Source organism: Acinetobacter sp. HA, assembly GCF_000264725.1.
In the GTDB taxonomy this organism is placed as follows: Bacteria; Pseudomonadota; Gammaproteobacteria; order Pseudomonadales; family Moraxellaceae; genus Acinetobacter; species Acinetobacter schindleri.
In genome coordinates this window covers 1-20,023 of record NZ_AJXD01000001.1, presented here as the reverse complement: position 1 = coordinate 20,023, position 20,023 = coordinate 1, and the positions used below count along the sequence as shown (strand labels likewise).

Genomic DNA, 20,023 nt, shown 5'->3' with positions numbered 1-20,023 from the left:
TTATTTTACCTCTGTTTCACCACGGAAGCCTCGGTCTGGACTGATCCACCGTGCACGGGTTTGGGTTTTAAAAATGGTCTTCGGCAACGATACAACGGTCGTTAACATGGTTAAAATCCAGAAAAATAGTGGGTACCAGATTACCCAGAAATAACTTCTAAACATTCGACCTTTATCATATCTGCGGTCAATCCATAGACTGACCATGAACTGAATCAAACAGCTTGCGCCGAGAATCACACCATACCACTGCGGCAACAGAGAATTGATATACCACTCTGGGGCCACAGGAAAGAACAAACCATAAAAGAACAAGACAAATACACCAAACATGGTATATGCCCATAACACGCTAATCACAGATTCCAGTGCGATCGGCCACATGCGGCGCAAACGCCATTTAAATATTTTAGGAATATAGGCAAAGAGTACTTCAATACCACCTTGTGCCCAGCGTAATCGCTGCTGCCACAACCCTTTAAAAGTTTCGGGCATATAAATATAGGTGAGTGCTTGAGGGACATACTGCACATCCCAATGATCAAACTGCAAACGCCATGACACATCAATATCTTCGGTAATCATGTCATCACGCCAGTAACCAATACGATCCAGAGCAGTTTTTCTAAATCCGGCACAAACACCAGAGACAGTGAAAATACGACCATAAGTACGTTGTGCCCGCTTAATCAATCCGATAATAGAAGAAAATTCTCCAACCTGGACTTTGCCTAGTATGCTGGAGCGATTGATAATACGCGGGTTACCCGTTACCGCTCCGACACGCGGGAACATGGTTAAGTGGTGCATCATCCAGAGTACACAATGTGGATGCATTAAAGCATCGCCATCAATACAGATCAGGTACTCATAACCACTTACCATTGCGCCTGCACGTAGTGCATACGCTTTACCCTGGTTCTCTGCCAAATGTACTACACGTAATTTTGGATATTTTTCTGCCAGTTCATTTAGAATCTCTCCAGTCTGATCCGAACTGCCATCGTTAATCGCAATCACTTCAAATTTTGGATACTGACTTTGCATGGCATAGCGAATAGTTTGCTTGACCTGTTCAGCCTCATTAAAACAGGGAATTAAAATACTACAACCTGCTTCTTTGGGTTCAGGTAATGCTTTCTGATTCAGTTCGCGTTTTATAAAAAACCAGATTCCGCCAGCAATCCACATCCAGGCCATAAACAATGGATAGAAAAAAGCAAAGCCAAAGATGACATCATGTAAACTGATACTATTAATCATTTACGTTCTCCCTGCTGAGCCTGAAAGGGATCACGATAAACGAAAGGATTACTGTTTAAGCTAATCGATGCATAAAGTCTCTGTTGAACCTGCCCGGCATTTTTAAAGTTATAATTTTCAAGCGAAATCTTCTGGATACCTTGTCTACGTAAATTCGCAATACTATTAGTAATCCATTGATCTTGTTCTGATTGACCTGCCAAATCAAAACCGATCATCAAACGTTGTTTTTGTACGGAGGTCAACTGCTGAATATTTTTGAGCAACTGGTTATGCTCAGCTTTGCTGGTTTTTTGATCCAAAACCAGATAGATATAGTCTGAATCATCTGCTAAGGTTTCAAATAAGGCCTTCAGCCCATAGTTTTATGGGTATTTATTTTCAGTACTGCCAAATAGACATTACTGATATTGGCATAGTATTTGGCACGTCGACTCGTATTTTGTTTTAAGTTAATAACTCGCTCAATCTGTTTCTTACATTCAGCCGACCACTGTGTACTCTCTACAGCACAATTTAACTCTTGGCCAGCATCTATCACCAAGCCTTCCAGATTGCTGTTATATTTGAATATATCTTCAACCAGCTGGACCATATTATAGCCCTGATTCATCATACTGAGCGGTAACTCTGCATAAACACGCTGATACGTACGGGTACGTGCTTGCCATAAAGTACGGTTCAGTAAATCCTGTTGCATTTTTAACTGGCTGTTCGGGAAGTAAGCTACATCAACCGTGCCATTACCATCGAGATCGGCAACAGGTTTCAAGATCAGCTGATTGGTTTTCAGCGCATCTAACTGGTTGAGGAACTGACCGAGTTTTTCATCAGCCTGTTTTATACTGGGCTGCGCAAGATCTTTCAAATTAAACTGAATAAAGCTCTTCTGCTCCAGATAGGGTTGCTTGGTGTGATACAAAAACTCAGACATTGCCTCTTTAATTTCTGCCAGGTTCGGGTTATTCATAATCAAGGCACGCTGATAAGTTTTTACTGAATCAGCCAATGGCGCCATAGTCCCGAGGCTAAAAGACATGCTTAGTCCTGCCTGCTTAGCAATATCTTCTGTTTCTGCTGTTACAGCACCATAGGGCCAGAAAATAGCATGAGTCGGTACTGACAATTCCTGTTCCAGAATGGCTTTAGAACGCTTTAAGTCTTCCAGCACACGCTGCCTATAAGCGAGGTCAGATTCATAACGTGCCTTTGTCAGATCATATATACGTGCAGTTGCAGCAGGCTGCATATTTCTTTGTGGATTCGAAATAACTCCACGATGCAGATTATGTGAATGCGATACAAACTCGACCAAGCCACTATTTTGCATTTCCCGCATCTGGTCCCAATTCATCAGATTATTTGCCCCATAGGACTCTATGGCATCTTTATGCTTGGTACCAATCCAGCTGGTTGGAATAGCAAAAACGGCATGTAATTTATATTGCCTTAATAAAGGAAATACTTGGGTATATCCGCTTAGTGCCCCATCATCGAAGGTCAAAAGTACCGATTTTTCTGGTAATGGAATTTTTTTCTCACGGGCACGGCGGATATCTTCCAAAGAAATAGTTTTCCAACCTTCACGTTTTAACCAAGCAAAATATTGCGCCAAATATTCAGTACTAATTGCATATTGATCACGATCACCCTGACGTGCTACATCATTCCTGACATCATGAAAAGTGAGTGTTACGAACTGGTTTTCAGGCAGATCCATCGCTTTATTTTCAGCATGAGTATATGCCATAAAAAGAGTTAAGCATCCTAATAGAGCGAGTGTATTTTTTATTGTTTTCATTAGAATCTCCCTTCAAATCCAAAACTTGCTTCGAGTCTATTTTCATCTTCACCGTCATAAGGGTGTTGCCCATAGGACACCCCATAATTCAGGGACCAAGTTCTGGTGATTTGCCAGAGGTGTTGATATTTCGCCAAATAAATCAGGCCTGAGTCATAATCTTCCTGGTCAAATACACCAAGATTTAATGAAAAACGTTGAGTCAACGACTGATCATAACTACGCCAGGTTACCCAATCATGTTCCAGACCTGCTTCTGCACTCCAACTTGAAGATGGATTGAAATAGGAAGTTTCTACATCATCTTTATTCGATGCCCAAAATCCATATAAGTTCAGATGGGTTAAATGATGTGGAGACTGGAAAATACGTTGCTTGAAATAGGTACCTAGTTCCTGACGCTCATTTCCGTCATCAATATCAGTAAACTGATAGCTCAATCCAGCCTTTGTAGATTCATGCTGTTGCCAGTTTAAGTCGAAACGATAAGACTGCCCTTCATGTTCATCCTGTATCTGCAATGGAATCTCTGCCTGGCTGTTATAAGCCAGACCATAATTCCAGTGATCACTTAACCAGTGATTCCAGGTTATATTCACACCAAAGCGATCACCCTCGGTCGCTTGTGAAAGTGCTATAGTGGCATACTTACGGTTATCGACCCATTCCAGTCCTACACCGATCCGTTGATCATCTCGCTTACCTTCTTCATACTCTCCACTACGGTACTGATGCTCCACAAAAGCACGGTAATAATCCGAAAACCATGGGGTATTGAGTCGCGTCCAGCTTTGTTTCTCACGAGAACCATTCAGATTATTGACCAGATCTTGATCATCCGTTTCACTTTTCGCATAAAGACTATTATGTGAAATGGTAAACCGCTCACGATCTTTGAGCTCCTTATGACTACGTACTACCCCGGTATCAGTTCCTGCCCGCTCTAAAAGATCAGTATTGCTACTACGCCATGTCTGCACATCAAAGACAGCTTGTGCATTTTGCATGCTATTAATTCGGGTGGCTTGTGTTGATGGCTCTGTACCATTGAGTAAGGAAACTGTTGCCTGTGCTTGCAAAGGTTTTTCACGCCAACGCTGTATAGTCGCAAGATAATTGATGTAATTACGATTTCCTGGAGATTTATTTACCAGGTCCTGAAAATACAGTTCTGCCTTATCCAGCTGGTTTTTATAACTATAATGAAGACCTCTTAAGATCACATACTCATCCCGGTCCATATGAATCGTACGGTCTACACCTTTAGCCTGACTATAGAAGAAGATTGGTAAGCGCTGATCCATTTCCTTAATTACTTCATCAGCGGCTTTAAATTTTTCTTGTTCAATCAAGCTATAGTACAGACCTGCATAGACGTCATAGTCCACATAGTTCTTTTCTTTAAACAGACTGCGGTACAATATTTCCGCCTGCTTTGGTTTATGGTTGCGCAAATAGCTATCAGCTAGTGCATGTCTGGTATAGGCAGGCATCTGTTCTACCGGCTGATTGATTTTAGCCAGTTGGGCCAAAGCTTCAGCAGAACGTTGCCGTGCACTTAAGGCAAAAATATATTCATAATAAAATCTTTGACGTAACTCGGGATATTGGGCTAGCTCATTTTCATAAGCCTGCATTTCCGAAATCACCTGATCCAGCTCTGTATAGGCAATTTTGCCCTGATCCTTTTCACTTTGTACTTTATAGAAATCAATGGCATTACGAATATGTTGACTAAACTTGATCAGCTGTACTTCATGTTTGAGACGACTTTGCCCTTTACCCTCCTGCTGTAAATAACGGTTTGCACTGTCATAATCAGCACTGGCTGCCAAAGCCAGCACATACTGTTCCTGCACACTTTCCGAACGACTCATCGATAAAGCGCGAGTTGCGGTATTCAGTGCCTGTATAGGTTGTCTTAATAAGCGATAGGTATAAGCCAATTGTACCAGCTGATCAGCATTCAGCTGTTTCTGGTCAACTTTCCTGATTTGTTGCTCTGCCTGCTCCAACTGACCACTTTCCGCAAGCAACATGCCACGGTATAAATCCCATGGAATATCACTTGTGCTGTTTTTCTGAAATTTTGCTGCATATTGTTCAGCCAGCAAAAATTTACCCTGATCACGCAATAACATCACCAGAGGCAGTTGCCCATAGACTGGATATGTTGAAATTTTTAAGTGATTCAGATTGTAATCTTGCTGAATTAGGGGGGAATTATATTGTCGGCTTAACAAAATAAAGTCAGCCAGCAGGTTCATGTTCGCAGGATCTTTGCGTACCATTTCTGCGAGTATTTTAAGACCTTTTTGGGTATCCCCAGACTTAATTTGCTTGACCACCTGATGCCTTTGCGTGTCTGTAATAGCTGCATATAAAGGATTCAAGCTGATTCCTGTAGCAAGCAACACATAGGCGATTGAGTAATAGTTATTGTTATTTAGCATTGGCATTTGTCTTGTTATGTATTTTATTTATACAAACATTATAACAAAGTGCGATTTAGCTCACAATTTCATCCTGTCAGACCAAACTATTATGTATTTCTTCTAAAAAAAGCCCTCAATAAGAGGGCTTTATGTTGGACTTTTATTGTTTAGATTAAGCCTTTATCTTTCAGCAACTGATACATGGTCGAACCAAGCTCAGCAGGACTACGGGTATAAGCCATGCCAGCACGTTCAAAGGCTGCAAATTTTTCTTCCGCGGTGCCTTTGCCACCTGAAATAATCGCACCGGCATGTCCCATACGTTTTCCTTTCGGTGCTGTCACACCCGCAATATAACCCACCACAGGCTTAGTTACATTAGACTGAATATATTCAGCAGCTTCTTCTTCAGCTGTACCACCAATCTCACCAATCATGATAATAGCTTCTGTTTCAGGGTCTTCTTCAAACAGTTTCAAGCAGTCAATCTGGTTCATACCTGGAATTGGATCACCACCGATACCAATACACGTCGATTGACCTAGACCCAGTTTAGTCGTTTGCGATACAGCCTCATAAGTCAGAGTACCTGAACGAGAGATAATCCCGATCTTGCCTTTCTTATGGATATGGCCTGGCATAATTCCGATTTTGCATTCTTCAGGCGTAATAATACCCGGACAGTTTGGGCCAATCAGACGCGTGCCATTACCATTGGTTTCCAGATAGCGCTTGGCTTTTAGCATGTCCAGTGTTGGTACACCTTCAGTAATCACTACAATCAGCTCAATACCTGAGTCAACCGCTTCCACAATAGAGTCTAATACAAATGGTGCAGGTACATAAATTACAGAAGCATCGGCCTGAGTTTCTGTTACCGCTTCACGCATGGTATTAAATACTGGCAGATCCAGATGTGATTGACCACCTTTGCCCGGTGTTACCCCACCGACCACTTTAGTACCGTAAGCAATTGCCTGCTCGGAATGAAAAGTTCCGTTTTTACCAGTAAAACCCTGAACTAAAACTTTGGTGTCTTTATTAATTAATACGCTCATTGTGATACTCCTTAAGCTTTTACTGCAGCAACAATTTTTTCTGCAGCATCGGCCAGGCCATTTGCAGAAATTAATTTCAAACCAGATTCATCCAGTAATTTGGCACCAAGCTCAGCATTGTTCCCTTCAAGGCGAACCACAACCGGCACAGTGACATTTACTTCTTGAACTGCTGCAATAATTGCTTCAGCGATCATGTCGCAACGTACAATTCCACCAAAAATATTAATCAACACACCTTGTACAGAAGTATCTGCCAAAATAATTTTGAACGCCTCAATCACCCGCTCTTTGGTTGCACCACCACCGACATCGAGGAAGTTAGCGGGCTGACCACCATAAAGCTTGATAATATCCATGGTGGCCATCGCAAGACCTGCACCATTGACCATACAACCAATATTACCTTCCAAGGCAACATAGTTCAGATCAAATTCAGAGGCTTTTAGCTCACGCTCATTCTCTTGTGATTTATCGCGTAGTGCCGCCACTTCAGGCAAACGATACAGCGCGTTCGAATCGATCCCTACTTTGGCATCGACACAAAGAATGTCGCCATTTTCACGGACTGATAGCGGATTGATTTCAAACAGAGCAAAATCATTTTCCAAAAAGGCTTGATAAGCTGCAGTCATGACTTTAACAAATTGATTGATTTGTCCATCTTTAAGGTTTAAAGCAAATGCAACTTCACGTGCCTGGAACGGCAATAAACCAACGAGTGGATCAACTTCAACTTTAATAATTTTTTCAGGCGTTTCTTCTGCCACTTTTTCAATTTCAACACCGCCTTCAGTCGATGCCATAAAGGTAATACGGCGAGTTGAACGGTCTACCACAGCACCCAGATAAAGTTCACGCTCTACCGGATAAACATCTTCAGAGACCAGAATGCTGTTGACTGGTTGACCATTGGCATCGGTTTGATAAGTCACTAAACGTGAGCCAATAATTTGATTGGCATATTCAGCGGCTTCGTCGGCAGATTTAACTACCTTTACCCCACCCGCCTTACCACGCCCCCCGGCATGCACCTGGGCTTTTAATACGGCAAATTTTCCGCCCAGCTGTTGAAAAGCCTGCACTGTTTCTTCAGCATTTGTCGCAAGAATACCTTCCTGAACTGGCATGCCATATTTTTTAATAACGCTTTTGCTTGATACTCATGTAAATTCATTGATTGACCTTTTACTACTTTTTCACTTTGTTATTACTGCGTCCAATATCCTGTGGCGCTGCAACATCGATATTGGAATTTATTAAAACGATGTTTTGATTCTTATCTTTATTTTTAGATGATTGTTCTAATAAAAACAACCATCAAATGTAAAAAGAGCGGCCTAAGCCGCTCTTTTTTATTACTTACGCTTACGCTGGATCGCGTGAATTGCACGACCATCCACTGCCAGAGCAGCTTCATGTACGACTTCAGAGAAAGTTGGGTGACCGAAAGTCATCAACTGCAAGTCTTCTACTGAAGATACAAATTCAAGTGCGATCATACCTTGGTGAACGATGTCAGACGCAGCAGGTCCAATCACGTGCATACCAAGTAGACGGTCTGTTTTCGCATCAGCAACAAACTTCACGAAACCAGCATTTTCGCCAGCAGCCATTGCACGGCCGTTCGCAGCGAAACCGAATTGACCAGTTTTCACCTCAATGCCTTTTTCTTTCGCTTGCTCTTCTGTTAAACCTACCCACGCCGCTTCTGGATGTGTATAAATTACAGAAATGATCGTGTCGTAGTTGACTTGTGCAGCGTGACCGTGAATACGTTCAACTGCCATTACGCCTTCTTCCATTGCTTTATGTGCAAGCATTGGACCACGTACCAAGTCACCAATCGCGTATACGCCTTCAACAGAAGTTGCACACCAATCGTTTACTTCAACTAAACCACGTTCAGTCAATTTAATACCTGAATCTTCAGCCAATAGACCTTCAGCATAAGCACGACGACCTACACAAACGATCAACTTGTCGAAAGTTTGAGTTTTGTCTTCGCCACCTTGAGTGTACTGAACAGTAACTTCACGGCCATTCACTTCAGTACCAGATACTTTCGCACCAACACGGATATCCAGACCTTGCTTCGTCAATACTTTTTGGTAGTCTTTTGCCAATGCTTTATCAGCCATTGGTAAGAATGCATCCATTGCTTCAAATACAACAACTTCAGCACCCAGACGACGCCATACTGAACCAAGTTCAAGACCGATTACACCTGCACCAATTACACCTAAACGCTTAGGCACTTCCTGGAATTCAAGCGCGCCAGTAGAGTCAACAATAATGTCTTGATCTACAGGAGCAACAGGAATATTTACCGGCACAGAACCAGTTGCAAGAATCACGTATTTAGGTTCTAAAACTTGAGTTTCGCCTTCATGTGAAACAAACTCAACTTTTTTGCCAGCGAGTAATTTACCAGTACCTTTTAACCATTCAACGCCATTGCCTTTAAGCAGACCGTCGATACCCATGGTCAATTGGTTTACGATTTTATCTTTACGCGCAAGCATTTTAGACAAATCAAATGCGACTTCACCAGTCGTAATACCGTGATCATCTAGATGATGAACAGTATCTTCATAACGGTGAGAAGAATCCAGAAGTGCCTTAGAAGGGATACAACCTACGTTTAAGCAAGTACCGCCTAGAGAAGGTTTACCTTTATGAATACGTTTTTCGATACACGCAACTTTAAAACCAAGTTGAGCTGCACGAATAGCAGCTTCATAGCCGCCTGGACCACCACCGATTACAACTAAATCAAACTGAGACATTTGTATCTCCAAAAACGAGTTCAAAGGATCGCTTCGAACTTGCTCTGATTATTCTTAAAAACTAAAATTATAGATCAAGGATAAGACGTGCTGGCTCTTCTAACAATTCTTTGATTGTTACAAGGAAACCTACAGCTTCTTTACCATCGATTAGACGGTGGTCATAAGAAAGCGCAAGGTACATCATTGGCAAGATTTCAACTTGACCATTCACTGCCATAGGACGTTCCTGGATTTTATGCATACCCAGAATCGCAGTTTGAGGCGTGTTCAAGATTGGAGTTGAAAGCAATGAACCGAAAGTACCACCGTTGGTAATTGTGAAAGTACCACCAGTCATGTCTTCAATTGCAAGTTTACCTTCACGCGCCTTACCAGCGTATGCACGGATACCATTTTCAACTTCAGCATAGTTCATGCGGTCTGTATCACGAAGTACAGGAACCACCAGACCACGGTCAGAAGAAACCGCTACACCGATGTCATAGTAACCATGGTAAACGATGTCGTCACCATCGATAGACGCATTCACTGCTGGGTAGCGTTTAAGCGCTTCAGTCGCTGCTTTAACGAAGAATGACATAAAGCCAAGACGCGCACCATGACGTTTTTCAAACGCATCTTTGTACTGGTTACGCATTTCCATGATTGGTTTCATGTTTACTTCGTTGAACGTAGTCAACATTGCTGTTTCTTGAGTCGCAGCAAGCAGACGTTCAGCAACACGTTTACGTAGACGAGTCATAGGTACACGTTTTTCGATACGCTCACCAACTGCAACGCTCAGCGGTGCAGCAGCAGGTGCTGCTGGTTTCGCTTGGTGGTTTGCAACATCTTCTTTGGTGATGCGACCGCCACGACCTGTACCAGATACGTCAGATGCAGCAATACCAGATTCAGTTAAAGCTTTACGTACTGCAGGTGCCTGGTCAGCAACTTGAGTACGCTCAACAATCGGCGAATTACCCGCTTCAGTTTGTGCAGCAGCTTGCTCAACTTTCTCTTCAGATTGAACTGCTTGAGTTTGTGTAGCGCCAGAAACAGCACCTTCTTCAAATTGAGCAATCACTTCAGCAGAAAGCACTGTGTCGCCTTCATTTTTGATGATTGATGCAATTGTACCGTCAGCAGGAGCAACAACTTCTAAAACAACTTTATCAGTCTCAATATCACAGATCACTTCATCACGTGATACTGCTTCACCTGGTTGTTTGTGCCAAGTTGCGATCGTACCGTCCGCAACTGACTCTGGAAATACCGGTGCTTTAATTTCGGTTGCCATTACTTAGAATCTCCTGGATTATTCAGCATCGATCGCTAGAGCGTCGTTAACGAGCTGAGCTTGTTGTTTTGCATGCAAATATGGTGAACCACACGCCGGTGCAGCAGAAGCTTCACGGCCAGCGTAGCTAATACGAACCTGTTTACCAGACTTCATTACGTCGTCATACAGACGTGGCGCGATGAAGAGCCAAGCACCTTGGTTCTTCGGTTCCTCTTGAGCCCAAACCAGCTCTTTCAGGTTTGGATACTGAGCAAGAACTTCAGCAAGACGTGCTTCTGGGTACGGATATAATTGTTCAATACGAACAATCGCTGTATTGTTCAATTCTTTTTCACGACGTTTTTCAACTAGGTCGTAGTAAACCTTACCACCACACAGCACCAGACGAGTTACGTCTGATTTGTTGATGTTATCTACTTCATCGATCACAGTCTGGAATGTGCCGCTTGCAAGTTCATCAAGGTTAGACACAGCTAACTTGTGACGCAGTAATGATTTTGGCGACATGATGATCATTGGCTTACGGATTGGGCGGATTGCCTGACGACGTAATGCATGGAAGATCTGTGCAGGTGTAGTTGGAGTCATCACTTGCATGTTGTCTTCTGCACATAACTGCAGGAAGCGCTCAAGACGTGCAGATGAATGCTCTGGACCTTGACCTTCGAAGCCGTGTGGTAGAAGCATAGTCAGACCACATACACGTTCCCACTTGGTTTCACCAGATGAGATGAACTGGTCGATCACAACCTGTGCACAGTTCGCGAAGTCACCAAACTGAGCTTCCCAGATGATCAAGCTCTTAGGAAGAGTCGTCGCATAGCCGTATTCAAATGCCAATACTGCCATTTCAGACAATAATGAATCATAGATCGCAACGCGTGGCTGATTCTCTTTGATATGACAAAGTGGAATATAGGTTGAGCCATCTACCTGGTTATGCAGTTTTGCATGACGGTGTGAGAAGGTACCGCGACCCACGTCTTCGCCAGTTAAACGAACCAAGTAGCCATCGTCTAGAAGCGATGCATATGCTAGAGTTTCAGCAGCACCCCAGTTCAATGGCATTTCACCAGTCTGCATTTTCAGACGGTCATCAATCACTTTAGAAACCTGACGCTGCATCACGAAGCCTTCTGGAAGCTCACGCATTTTACGACCAAGTTCTTTAAGACGTTCTAGATCACAAGTTGTATCCCACTCGTCTGTGTAGTCGTGACCTAAGTACGGAGACCAGTCTACGAACATTTTCTTGTTCGGCTCTAATACCAAGGCATTGGCAACGTGTTTACCTGCTTCAAGGTCTGAACGATAGTTTTCAACCATTTGATCTGCAGTTGCGCGGTCAAGGATGCCTTCTTGAACAAGTTTGTCAGCATACAAAGTACGAGTCGTCGCTTTCTTGTTGATGACTTGGTACATCATTGGCTGAGTTGCAGCTGGTTCATCCGCTTCGTTGTGACCACGACGACGATAACAGAACATGTCGATAACCACGTCTTTACGGAAAGTATGACGGAAATCATGTGCAAGCTGAGCAACAAACAATACAGCTTCCGGATCATCACCATTGACATGGAAGATCGGTGCCTGAATCATTTTCGCGATGTCAGTACAGTATTCTGTAGAACGTGCATCACGTGGATCAGAAGTGGTGAAACCAACTTGGTTGTTCACAACAATGTGCACTGTACCACCAACGGTGTAGCCACGCGTTTGTGACATCTGGAAGGTTTCCTGATTGACACCTTGACCTGCAAATGCTGCATCACCGTGAACGATGATTGGTAATACGTCATCACCACCGATGTCTTTACGACGTACCTGACGAGCACGTACCGAACCTTCAACTACCGGTCCAACGATTTCAAGGTGTGATGGGTTAAACGCCAATGCCAAGTGTACTTCGCCACCTGGAGTCATTACGTTAGACGAGAAACCTTGGTGATACTTAACGTCACCAGAACCTTTCTTATGAAGAGACTTACCTTCGAATTCGCCAAACAGGTCAGCCGGGTTTTTACCCATGATGTTAACCAGAAGGTTCAGACGGCCACGGTGTGGCATACCGATTACAACTTCTTTACAGCCAACAGAACCTGCACGTTGAATCACTGCATCAACCATCGGAATGAAAGACTCACCGCCTTCAACACCGAAACGTTTTGCACCAACGAATTTATTACCTAAGTATTTTTCTAAGCCTTCAGCTGCAGTCAAACGTTCAAGTACATGTTTTTTCTGTTGTGTGTTGAAACCAAACTGGCCACGTGCACCTTCAAGACGTTGTTGAATCCAACGTTTTTCCTTGGTGTCAACGATGTGCATGTATTCTGAACCAACAGTACCGCAGTATGTAGACTCTAATGCAGCAAGAATTTCAGCAAGCGTTGCTTCTTCTTTACCGATCGCAAGATTACCAGTATTGAATACTGTGTCTAAATCAGACTTGGTTAAACCATGTGCATCCAGTTCTAAGTCAAATGCTTGTTCGCGTTTTGCAAGACCTAATGGATCTAATTTAGCTTTCTGGTGACCACGGTTACGATAAGCCGCAATGAGTTGTAATACGCCAATTTGACGACGCTCGTGATCAGAACTTACTGTCGCTTGAATGACAGGCTGAACACGGCTTGAATTACGACCTAACAGTAGGAATTGCTCACGTACATTGCTGTGTGGTTGGTCACCTTTAGGGAACTTACCGAAGTATTCCTGCCAGTCAGCACCCACTGAGTCTGGAGCGGTCAGATACTGCTCATAAAGTTCTTCAATATACGCTGCACTATCAGCGCTAAGTTCAGTGTCAAGACGCAGAGCGTCAGCAACTTCTTGCATTTGTGGACCCATTTCCTATTGCAAAAACATTTTCAGGATGCTTTTTAAGCAAAACCCAGGATTAGTAATGTCAAATTGGTAAGATGACATTAGTCCCCCATAAGGCATAAGCCATGAGGCGCTATCACCACACCAAGAGCAACTCTTGATATGTTTAATGAACAATAACGCCCCTCAGCGGCATCATCACTCATCGAATACCCGATAAAAACCGAGCAATTTTTTTGCAAATCGACTTAGAAAAAACAAAGGCTTAAGCTGTATTTTTTCTAAAGCGACTCTAACTTACCTTTATATACCAGTCGCAGGTTTTTCCGTGTTTAAAAAGTGTACATTAATCCTTACATTTTTTGGATATAATCTTATGCTAAATGCTATCACGATCTCGACTAATCAATTGATTTTTTTGACGAGAAATGTGTGTTTTTTAGTCAAATACATCAACCAGAAATTACTCTAACATAGGGAGCTTTAAATGAAAAATACAATCTCCGTAGACTAAAGTCCTACATCCATCCACCATACCACTGATAAACAAAAAGAGAGTAAATCTTCCAATCCACTCCCTTTGCAATCTTGCGTTATATAATAACATTATCGGGAATCTTTTTCAGGTCAGTTTTACATCTAAAAATCATAAATAAATCGAACTACATCATATTAGTGCACAAACCTGAGTAAAATGCTCTGAAATGATTCATCACCCTTTATGATTGCACCAGAACTCCTGCTGATAACACCTGCTTTTCGACTAGTCTTACCCTTTTCAGCGCCCCTATAAAGCAAAAAGCACACCAAGTGGTGTGCTTTTTTGACAAACTGTTATTCGCAGTCTGAATTAGCCAGCCATATCTAGAAGCATGTTACGGATGTGACCGATTGCTTTGGTAGGGTTCAAGCCTTTAGGACATACAGATACACAGTTCATGATGCCTTTACAACGGAACAGCGAGAATGGGTCGTCAAGACGAGCCAAACGCTCTTGAGTTGCTGTATCACGTGAGTCAATGATGAAGCGGTAAGCATTCAACAATGCTGAAGGACCCAAGAACTTATCAGGATTCCACCAGAATGACGGACATGAAGTTGAACAGCATGCACAAAGAATACATTCGTACAGACCATCAAGATGTTCACGTTCTTCAGGAGACTGTAGACGCTCTTTAGGCGGTGCAGGCTGATTATTGATCAAGAACGGATGAATTTTGTTGTACTGATCGTAGAACTGATTCATGTCTACAACAAGGTCTTTAACTACTGGAAGACCTGGCAGTGGACGGATTGTGATTGTTTCTGGTAAATCATTCAGGTTCCACAGACATGCAAGACCGTTTTTACCATTGATGTTTACACCATCAGAACCACAAATACCTTCACGACATGAGCGACGGAACGTTAAAGATTCGTCTTGTACTTTTAATGCCAGAAGTGCGTCAAGCAACATACGGTGCTTGTCAGTCAATTCCAGTTTAAAAGTTTGCATGTACGGTGCTGCATCCTTATCAGGATCGTAGCGGTAGATATTAAATGTACGAGTACCTCTACTCATCTTACTTCTCCGAATTAGAATGTACGTGGTTTAGGTGGAATTGCATCAACTGACAATGGACGGTAACGTACTGGCTTATACTCAAGACGGTTGTCCGCAGAGAACCATAATGTGTGCTTCATCCACTCATCATCACGACGACCGTATGGGTATGCAGGATGGTCAGGAGACTCTTCAAAGTCTACTACCGTATGTGCACCACGGCATTCTTTACGCGCTGCAGCTGAAATTAGAGTCGCTTTAGCAACTTCATACAAGTTTTCAACTTCAAGTGCTTCAATACGTGCTGTGTTGAATACTTTAGATTTGTCTTTCAAGTGAATGTTGCGCACGCGCGGTTCAATTGCAAGAATCTGTTTCACACCTTCTTCAAGAAGTGCAGATGTACGGAATACACCAGCGTGGTCTTGAACGATGTCACGAATCGCATCAGCAACTTCTTGAGCATTTTCACCTGTCGTTGATTCGTCAAGTTTACGAATACGTGCAACAGTTTGCTCAAGTACAGTGGTAGGAAGCGGTTCATATTCATCACCGTGGTGTTTAGTCACATAATCGATGATGTGCTGACCGGCAGCCTTACCAAATACAACCAAGTCAAGCAGTGAGTTTGTACCTAGACGGTTTGCACCATGTACAGATACACAAGAACATTCACCAATCGCATAGAAACCTTTCACTGGTTTAGTGAAGTTACGGCCTTCTTGGTTAGTAGAGTATGTATCAGTGTTTTTGTCGTAGTGAGTAACCAGTGCTTCAGTTTCTGGAGACTCTGGAACAACAACCTGACCATGAATATTCGTAGGAATACCACCCATTTGGTAATGGATTGTTGGCACTACTGGAATTGGCTCTTTGGTGATATCAACGTTCGCGAATTTCTTACCAATCTCAAATACAGATGGAAGACGTTTCATGATCGTATCCGCACCCAGGTGCGTCATATCAAGAAGGATATAATCACCTTTAGGACCACAGCCACGACCTTCTTTGATCTCTTGGTCCATAGAACGTGATACGAAGTCACGTGGTGCCAAGTCTTTCAAAGTTGGAGCATAACGTTCCATGAACGGTTCGCCATCTTTGTTACGAAGGATTGCACCTTCACCACGACAACCTTCAGTTAGCAATACGCCTGCGCCCGCAACACCTGTAGGGTGGAACTGCCAGAATTCCATATCTTGTAATGGAATACCTGCACGAGCTGCCATACCAAGACCGTCACCAGTATTGATATACGCGTTAGTAGATGCACGGTAAACACGACCCGCACCACCAGTAGCAAATAGAGTAGCTTTCGCCTGGAATACTGCAATTTTACCAGTTTCCTGATCGATAGCAGTTACACCAAGTACATCGCCAGCTTCATTACGGATCAAATCAAGTGCGATCCATTCCACGAAGAATTGTGTACCCATTTTCACGTTGCTTTGATAAAGCGTATGAAGAAGTGCGTGACCTGTACGGTCAGCTGCAGCACATGCGCGAGGAACCGCTTTTTCACCGTAGTTTGCAGAGTGACCACCGAATGGACGTTGGTAAATCGTACCGTCTGCGTTACGGTCAAATGGCATACCTAAATGTTCTAATTCATATACCACTTGAGGTGCTTCACGCGTCATAAACTCGATCGCGTCCTGGTCACCTAACCAGTCAGAACCTTTAACTGTGTCATAGAAGTGGTAGTGCCAGTTATCTTCTTGCATATTACCAAGAGATGCACCAATACCACCCTGTGCCGCAACAGTGTGTGAACGTGTCGGGAATACTTTAGTCAGTACAGCAACTTTTAAACCAGCTTGAGCAAGTTGGTAAGATGCACGCATACCTGAACCACCGCCACCCACGATGACAGCATCGAAAGTTTCATGTGGAATATTTGTGTAATCTTCTTTAGGGTTAATTGCGCCCATGATCTCTTCCTATCAAGCCCAGAAAATCTGGATTGCCCAGATTGCGTATGCTAATACAGCGATAATCACTGCTGAAGTCAATACAATGCGTAAACCTGATGCTGATGGACCCATTTGACGAGTAGTCACATAGTCAGTGAAAACCTGCCACATGCCAATCCATGCGTGTGCAACAAGAGAGAATACTGCCAATAAAGACAAAATCTTCATTGGTGTAGTCATCATAAAGCCGTACCACTGTTCAAAGTTGAAGCCACCATTCAGTAGAATCCAACCCAAAACGATAACAGTATACACAGCTAGAACCACTGCACTCACACGTTGAAGAAACCAATCGCGAGAACCTGAACCCGTTAAACCAGTAGCACTTTTCATTAGAGTACGATCCATACAAATGCTGCAACAATACCGATCGCAGACAAGATTAATGAAATAGTAGCTGCAGTACGGCCGCTTTGCAGTTCTTCTGCAACGCCAACATCTGCAAGTAAGTGCTTAATACCAGTAAACGTATGATAAATTAAGCCGGCTACAAATACCCATACAACAAAACGCACGATGAAACCGTTAAAGATTTCTTGCACTTGAGCAAAACCTTCAGGCGAAGACAATGACTTGTCTAAAATCCATAAAAGGACCGGTACGAGTAAGAATACGATCACACCAGAAAGACGGTGTAGAATTGATGCAATAGCCACAGGTGATTTTAAGTTTACTTCTAAAACTTGACCCATGGACAAATTGACAGGTCTGTTGCTTTTCACAGCGGGCATCCTGTAGTTAAAAACTCCATCCGGAGTTTGTTGGAATTAATTCGAAGGAAAGCTGGCATTGATTAGACAAATACATGCCTAAACGTAAAACGACACTGAATTATAAAACGCTCACTATCAAAATACAAACAACTCTCATAAGCTTTTTGGCTAAAAATCCTTTAAATAAGAATCATTAACAATAAGATTAATCTGCAATAATTTTATAATTGCCTTCTAATCAATACTTATATATATGTTTTTAAATAATAAAGCCGATTAATTTAGTCCGATATGGAGATATAATAGAAACATTTGTTCTTTAGACTAAAGGTGAAGATTCAAGCACTTAGCGCTCGATTGAAAATATCACTCAAACTATACAGAACCCTCTATTTTTTAAAGATTTATGATAAGCCAAATGGTAAATACAAAACTATCTTTGTAATAGTTGAATGAATACGTCACTTAGGCAGATAAAACGCATTTCAGTACTGATCTATGCTATTCAACTTAAAAATGTGAAACAGGTCTCCAAATAAATCAAATTAGCATGATTTAATCGAGCAAAAATAAGTCATTTTTTAATCAAACAGACATTTCCAAATATTTTATTAAGTGCTTTTATTTATAAGACCTGACAAAAACTACCAACCCTTGAAAAAGCTGTAAGTAGTGAAATTTATATAGTTTTAGCCACTTTATCATTATAAACCTAATCATTTTAAACATTTTTTTACGATTAAAAGATGATGATTATTGCTGCAAACAATGCATTTTTTTCTGCACCTCCTGCATGTTTTATCTTATTATAGCGCGTTGATGCTGTGATTTTAATAAAGCTTTTTATACAGAGATTATGTGACTAAGCCGCTGTGTAACGTCATTTTTTATCCATAAGTATAATTGACAAAATTTCAGTACTCACTAATCTTATAGCAAATTTTTGATCCGTCCGTTTTGTACATTAAAAGATTGATAGACAACTCGGATAAACATTCACCAGGACAGGAGATCTATTGAATGTCTGAAGCAACTGGCAAGAAAGCCGTTTTACAGCTTGATGGCAAAGAAATTGAATTACCAATTTACAGCGGCACATTGGGCCCAGATGTAATCGACGTTAAAGATGTGTTGGCTGCAGGTCACTTTACTTTTGATCCTGGTTTTATGGCAACAGCTGCATGCGAGTCTAAAATCACTTTCATCGATGGTAATAAAGGTGTTCTTTTACACCGTGGCTACCCAATTGACCAGTTAGCAACTAAAGCTGATTACCTAGAAACTTGCTACTTACTTCTTAATGGCGAGCTTCCAACAGCTGAGCAAAAAGAAGAATTCGACGCTAAAGTTCGTAACCACACTATGGTTCACGATCAAGTAAGCCGCTTCTATAACGGTTTCCGTCGTGATGCTCACCCTATGGCAATCATGGTTGGTGTTGTTGGTGCGTTGTCTGCGTTCTATCACAATAATCTGGACATCGAAGATGTTAACCATCGTGAAATCACTGCGATTCGTTTAATCGCTAAGATTCCTACTTTGGCAGCTTGGAGCTACAAATACACTGTTGGTCAACCATTCGTTTACCCACGTAACGATTTGACTTACGCTGAAAACTTCCTGTACATGATGTTTGCTACTCCAGCAGACCGTGACTACAAAGTAGATCCAATCCTTGCGAAAGCAATGGACCGTATCTTCACACTTCACGCTGACCACGAACAAAATGCTTCTACTTCTACAGTACGTTTAGCTGGTTCTACTGGCGCTAACCCATATGCATGTATCGCTGCTGGTATCTCTGCACTTTGGGGTCCTGCTCACGGTGGTGCGAACGAAGCTGTTCTTAAGATGCTGGATGAAATCGGCACTGTAGAAAACGTTGCTGGCTTCATGGAAAAAGTGAAAACTAAAGAAGTTAAACTCATGGGCTTCGGTCACCGTGTGTACAAAAACTTCGATCCACGTGCGAAAGTAATGAAAGAAACTTGTGACGAAGTTCTTGGTGCTCTTGGCATCAACGATCCACAGCTTGCTCTTGCTATGGAACTTGAACGTATCGCGCTTTCTGACGAATACTTCATCAAACGTAACCTTTACCCTAACGTAGACTTCTACTCAGGTATCATCCTTAAAGCGATTGGTATCCCAACAGAAATGTTTACTGTGATCTTTGCGCTTGCACGTACAGTTGGTTGGATCAGCCACTGGTTAGAAATGCACAGCGGTCCTTACAAGATCGGTCGTCCTCGTCAGCTTTATACTGGCGAAACTCAACGCGATATCGCTCGTTAATTCGAATCGCGTCGAAAGACCCAAAAAACCGCCCTTTCGGGC

At 42.4% G+C, this 20,023-nt stretch carries 13 protein-coding genes and 1 pseudogene; 1 reads left to right on the top strand and 13 read right to left on the bottom strand.

Annotation, left to right across the window (positions count from 1 at the left end; all coding sequences use genetic code 11):
- From pgaC to sdhC, 13 genes and pseudogenes are all read right to left on the bottom strand, one after another.
- Nucleotides 1-1,263: a poly-beta-1,6-N-acetyl-D-glucosamine synthase gene (gene pgaC / locus HADU_RS00065; RefSeq protein ID WP_008301903.1), complete on the bottom strand. Its 1,263-nt coding sequence runs from the start codon at nt 1,261-1,263 to the stop codon at nt 1-3.
- Nucleotides 1,260-1,565: a hypothetical protein gene (locus HADU_RS15745; protein WP_008301902.1), complete on the bottom strand. Its 306-nt coding sequence runs from the start codon at nt 1,563-1,565 to the stop codon at nt 1,260-1,262. Before HADU_RS15745 ends, pgaC begins: the two co-directional genes overlap by 4 nt.
- 50 nt (nt 1,566-1,615) lie before the next feature.
- Entirely contained in the window at nt 1,616-3,013 is a 1,398-nt protein-coding gene (gene pgaB, locus HADU_RS00060; RefSeq protein ID WP_008301901.1) for a poly-beta-1,6-N-acetyl-D-glucosamine N-deacetylase PgaB, read from the bottom strand.
- Nucleotides 3,014-3,063: 50 nt separating this feature from the next.
- A complete protein-coding gene (locus tag HADU_RS00055) occupies nt 3,064-5,517 on the bottom strand; it encodes a porin (RefSeq protein WP_034591912.1) in 2,454 nt (817 codons plus the stop codon).
- 149 nt (nt 5,518-5,666) lie between these two features.
- Nucleotides 5,667-6,557, bottom strand: a complete 891-nt coding sequence (gene sucD / locus HADU_RS00050) for a succinate--CoA ligase subunit alpha (protein WP_008301898.1) — start codon at nt 6,555-6,557, stop codon at nt 5,667-5,669.
- Between the two features lie 11 nt (nt 6,558-6,568).
- Nucleotides 6,569-7,734 (bottom strand): annotated as a pseudogene (sucC, locus tag HADU_RS00045) (ADP-forming succinate--CoA ligase subunit beta).
- A 181-nt stretch (nt 7,735-7,915) separates the two neighbouring features.
- On the bottom strand, nt 7,916-9,346 hold the full coding sequence (gene lpdA, locus HADU_RS00040) for a dihydrolipoyl dehydrogenase (RefSeq protein WP_004893506.1): 1,431 nt from the start codon (nt 9,344-9,346) through the stop codon (nt 7,916-7,918).
- A 67-nt stretch (nt 9,347-9,413) separates the two neighbouring features.
- Nucleotides 9,414-10,628, bottom strand: a complete 1,215-nt coding sequence (gene odhB / locus HADU_RS00035) for a 2-oxoglutarate dehydrogenase complex dihydrolipoyllysine-residue succinyltransferase (protein ID WP_004810833.1) — start codon at nt 10,626-10,628, stop codon at nt 9,414-9,416.
- A gap of 18 nt (nt 10,629-10,646) precedes the next feature.
- Entirely contained in the window at nt 10,647-13,469 is a 2,823-nt protein-coding gene (locus tag HADU_RS00030) for a 2-oxoglutarate dehydrogenase E1 component (RefSeq protein ID WP_008301892.1), read from the bottom strand.
- 838 nt (nt 13,470-14,307) lie between these two features.
- Nucleotides 14,308-15,018: a succinate dehydrogenase iron-sulfur subunit gene (locus HADU_RS00025; RefSeq protein ID WP_004810837.1), complete on the bottom strand. Its 711-nt coding sequence runs from the start codon at nt 15,016-15,018 to the stop codon at nt 14,308-14,310.
- A gap of 14 nt (nt 15,019-15,032) precedes the next feature.
- On the bottom strand, nt 15,033-16,931 hold the full coding sequence (locus HADU_RS00020; protein WP_004810838.1) for an FAD-binding protein: 1,899 nt from the start codon (nt 16,929-16,931) through the stop codon (nt 15,033-15,035).
- 12 nt (nt 16,932-16,943) lie between these two features.
- On the bottom strand, nt 16,944-17,306 hold the full coding sequence (gene sdhD / locus HADU_RS00015) for a succinate dehydrogenase, hydrophobic membrane anchor protein (RefSeq protein WP_004810840.1): 363 nt from the start codon (nt 17,304-17,306) through the stop codon (nt 16,944-16,946).
- Nucleotides 17,306-17,704 (bottom strand): succinate dehydrogenase, cytochrome b556 subunit, encoded by a 399-nt coding sequence (gene sdhC, locus HADU_RS00010; protein WP_008301879.1) that lies wholly within the window; start codon nt 17,702-17,704, stop codon nt 17,306-17,308. Before sdhC ends, sdhD begins: the two co-directional genes overlap by 1 nt.
- 1,002 nt (nt 17,705-18,706) lie before the next feature.
- On the opposite strand from sdhC, the gene gltA reads away from it, so the two are divergent.
- A complete protein-coding gene (gene gltA / locus HADU_RS00005) occupies nt 18,707-19,981 on the top strand; it encodes a citrate synthase (protein WP_008301877.1) in 1,275 nt (424 codons plus the stop codon).
- Nucleotides 19,982-20,023 lie beyond the last annotated feature (42 nt).

Excerpts from the sequence above, each read along its gene's own strand:
- gltA (WP_008301877.1), top strand. The coding sequence starts at position 18,707 with ATGTCTGAAGCAACTGGCAAGAAAGCCGTTTTACAGCTTGATGGCAAA.
- lpdA (WP_004893506.1), bottom strand. The coding sequence starts at position 9,346 with ATGTCTCAGTTTGATTTAGTTGTAATCGGTGGTGGTCCAGGCGGCTAT.
- sdhC (WP_008301879.1), bottom strand. The coding sequence starts at position 17,704 with ATGCCCGCTGTGAAAAGCAACAGACCTGTCAATTTGTCCATGGGTCAA.
- odhB (WP_004810833.1), bottom strand. The coding sequence starts at position 10,628 with ATGGCAACCGAAATTAAAGCACCGGTATTTCCAGAGTCAGTTGCGGAC.
- pgaB (WP_008301901.1), bottom strand. The coding sequence starts at position 3,013 with ATGGCATATACTCATGCTGAAAATAAAGCGATGGATCTGCCTGAAAAC.
- pgaC (WP_008301903.1), bottom strand. The coding sequence starts at position 1,263 with ATGATTAATAGTATCAGTTTACATGATGTCATCTTTGGCTTTGCTTTT.
- HADU_RS00020 (WP_004810838.1), bottom strand. The coding sequence starts at position 16,931 with ATGGGCGCAATTAACCCTAAAGAAGATTACACAAATATTCCACATGAA.
- sdhD (WP_004810840.1), bottom strand. The coding sequence starts at position 17,306 with ATGAAAAGTGCTACTGGTTTAACGGGTTCAGGTTCTCGCGATTGGTTT.
- HADU_RS00055 (WP_034591912.1), bottom strand. The coding sequence starts at position 5,517 with ATGCTAAATAACAATAACTATTACTCAATCGCCTATGTGTTGCTTGCT.
- sucD (WP_008301898.1), bottom strand. The coding sequence starts at position 6,557 with ATGAGCGTATTAATTAATAAAGACACCAAAGTTTTAGTTCAGGGTTTT.
- HADU_RS00025 (WP_004810837.1), bottom strand. The coding sequence starts at position 15,018 with ATGAGTAGAGGTACTCGTACATTTAATATCTACCGCTACGATCCTGAT.
- HADU_RS00030 (WP_008301892.1), bottom strand. The coding sequence starts at position 13,469 with ATGCAAGAAGTTGCTGACGCTCTGCGTCTTGACACTGAACTTAGCGCT.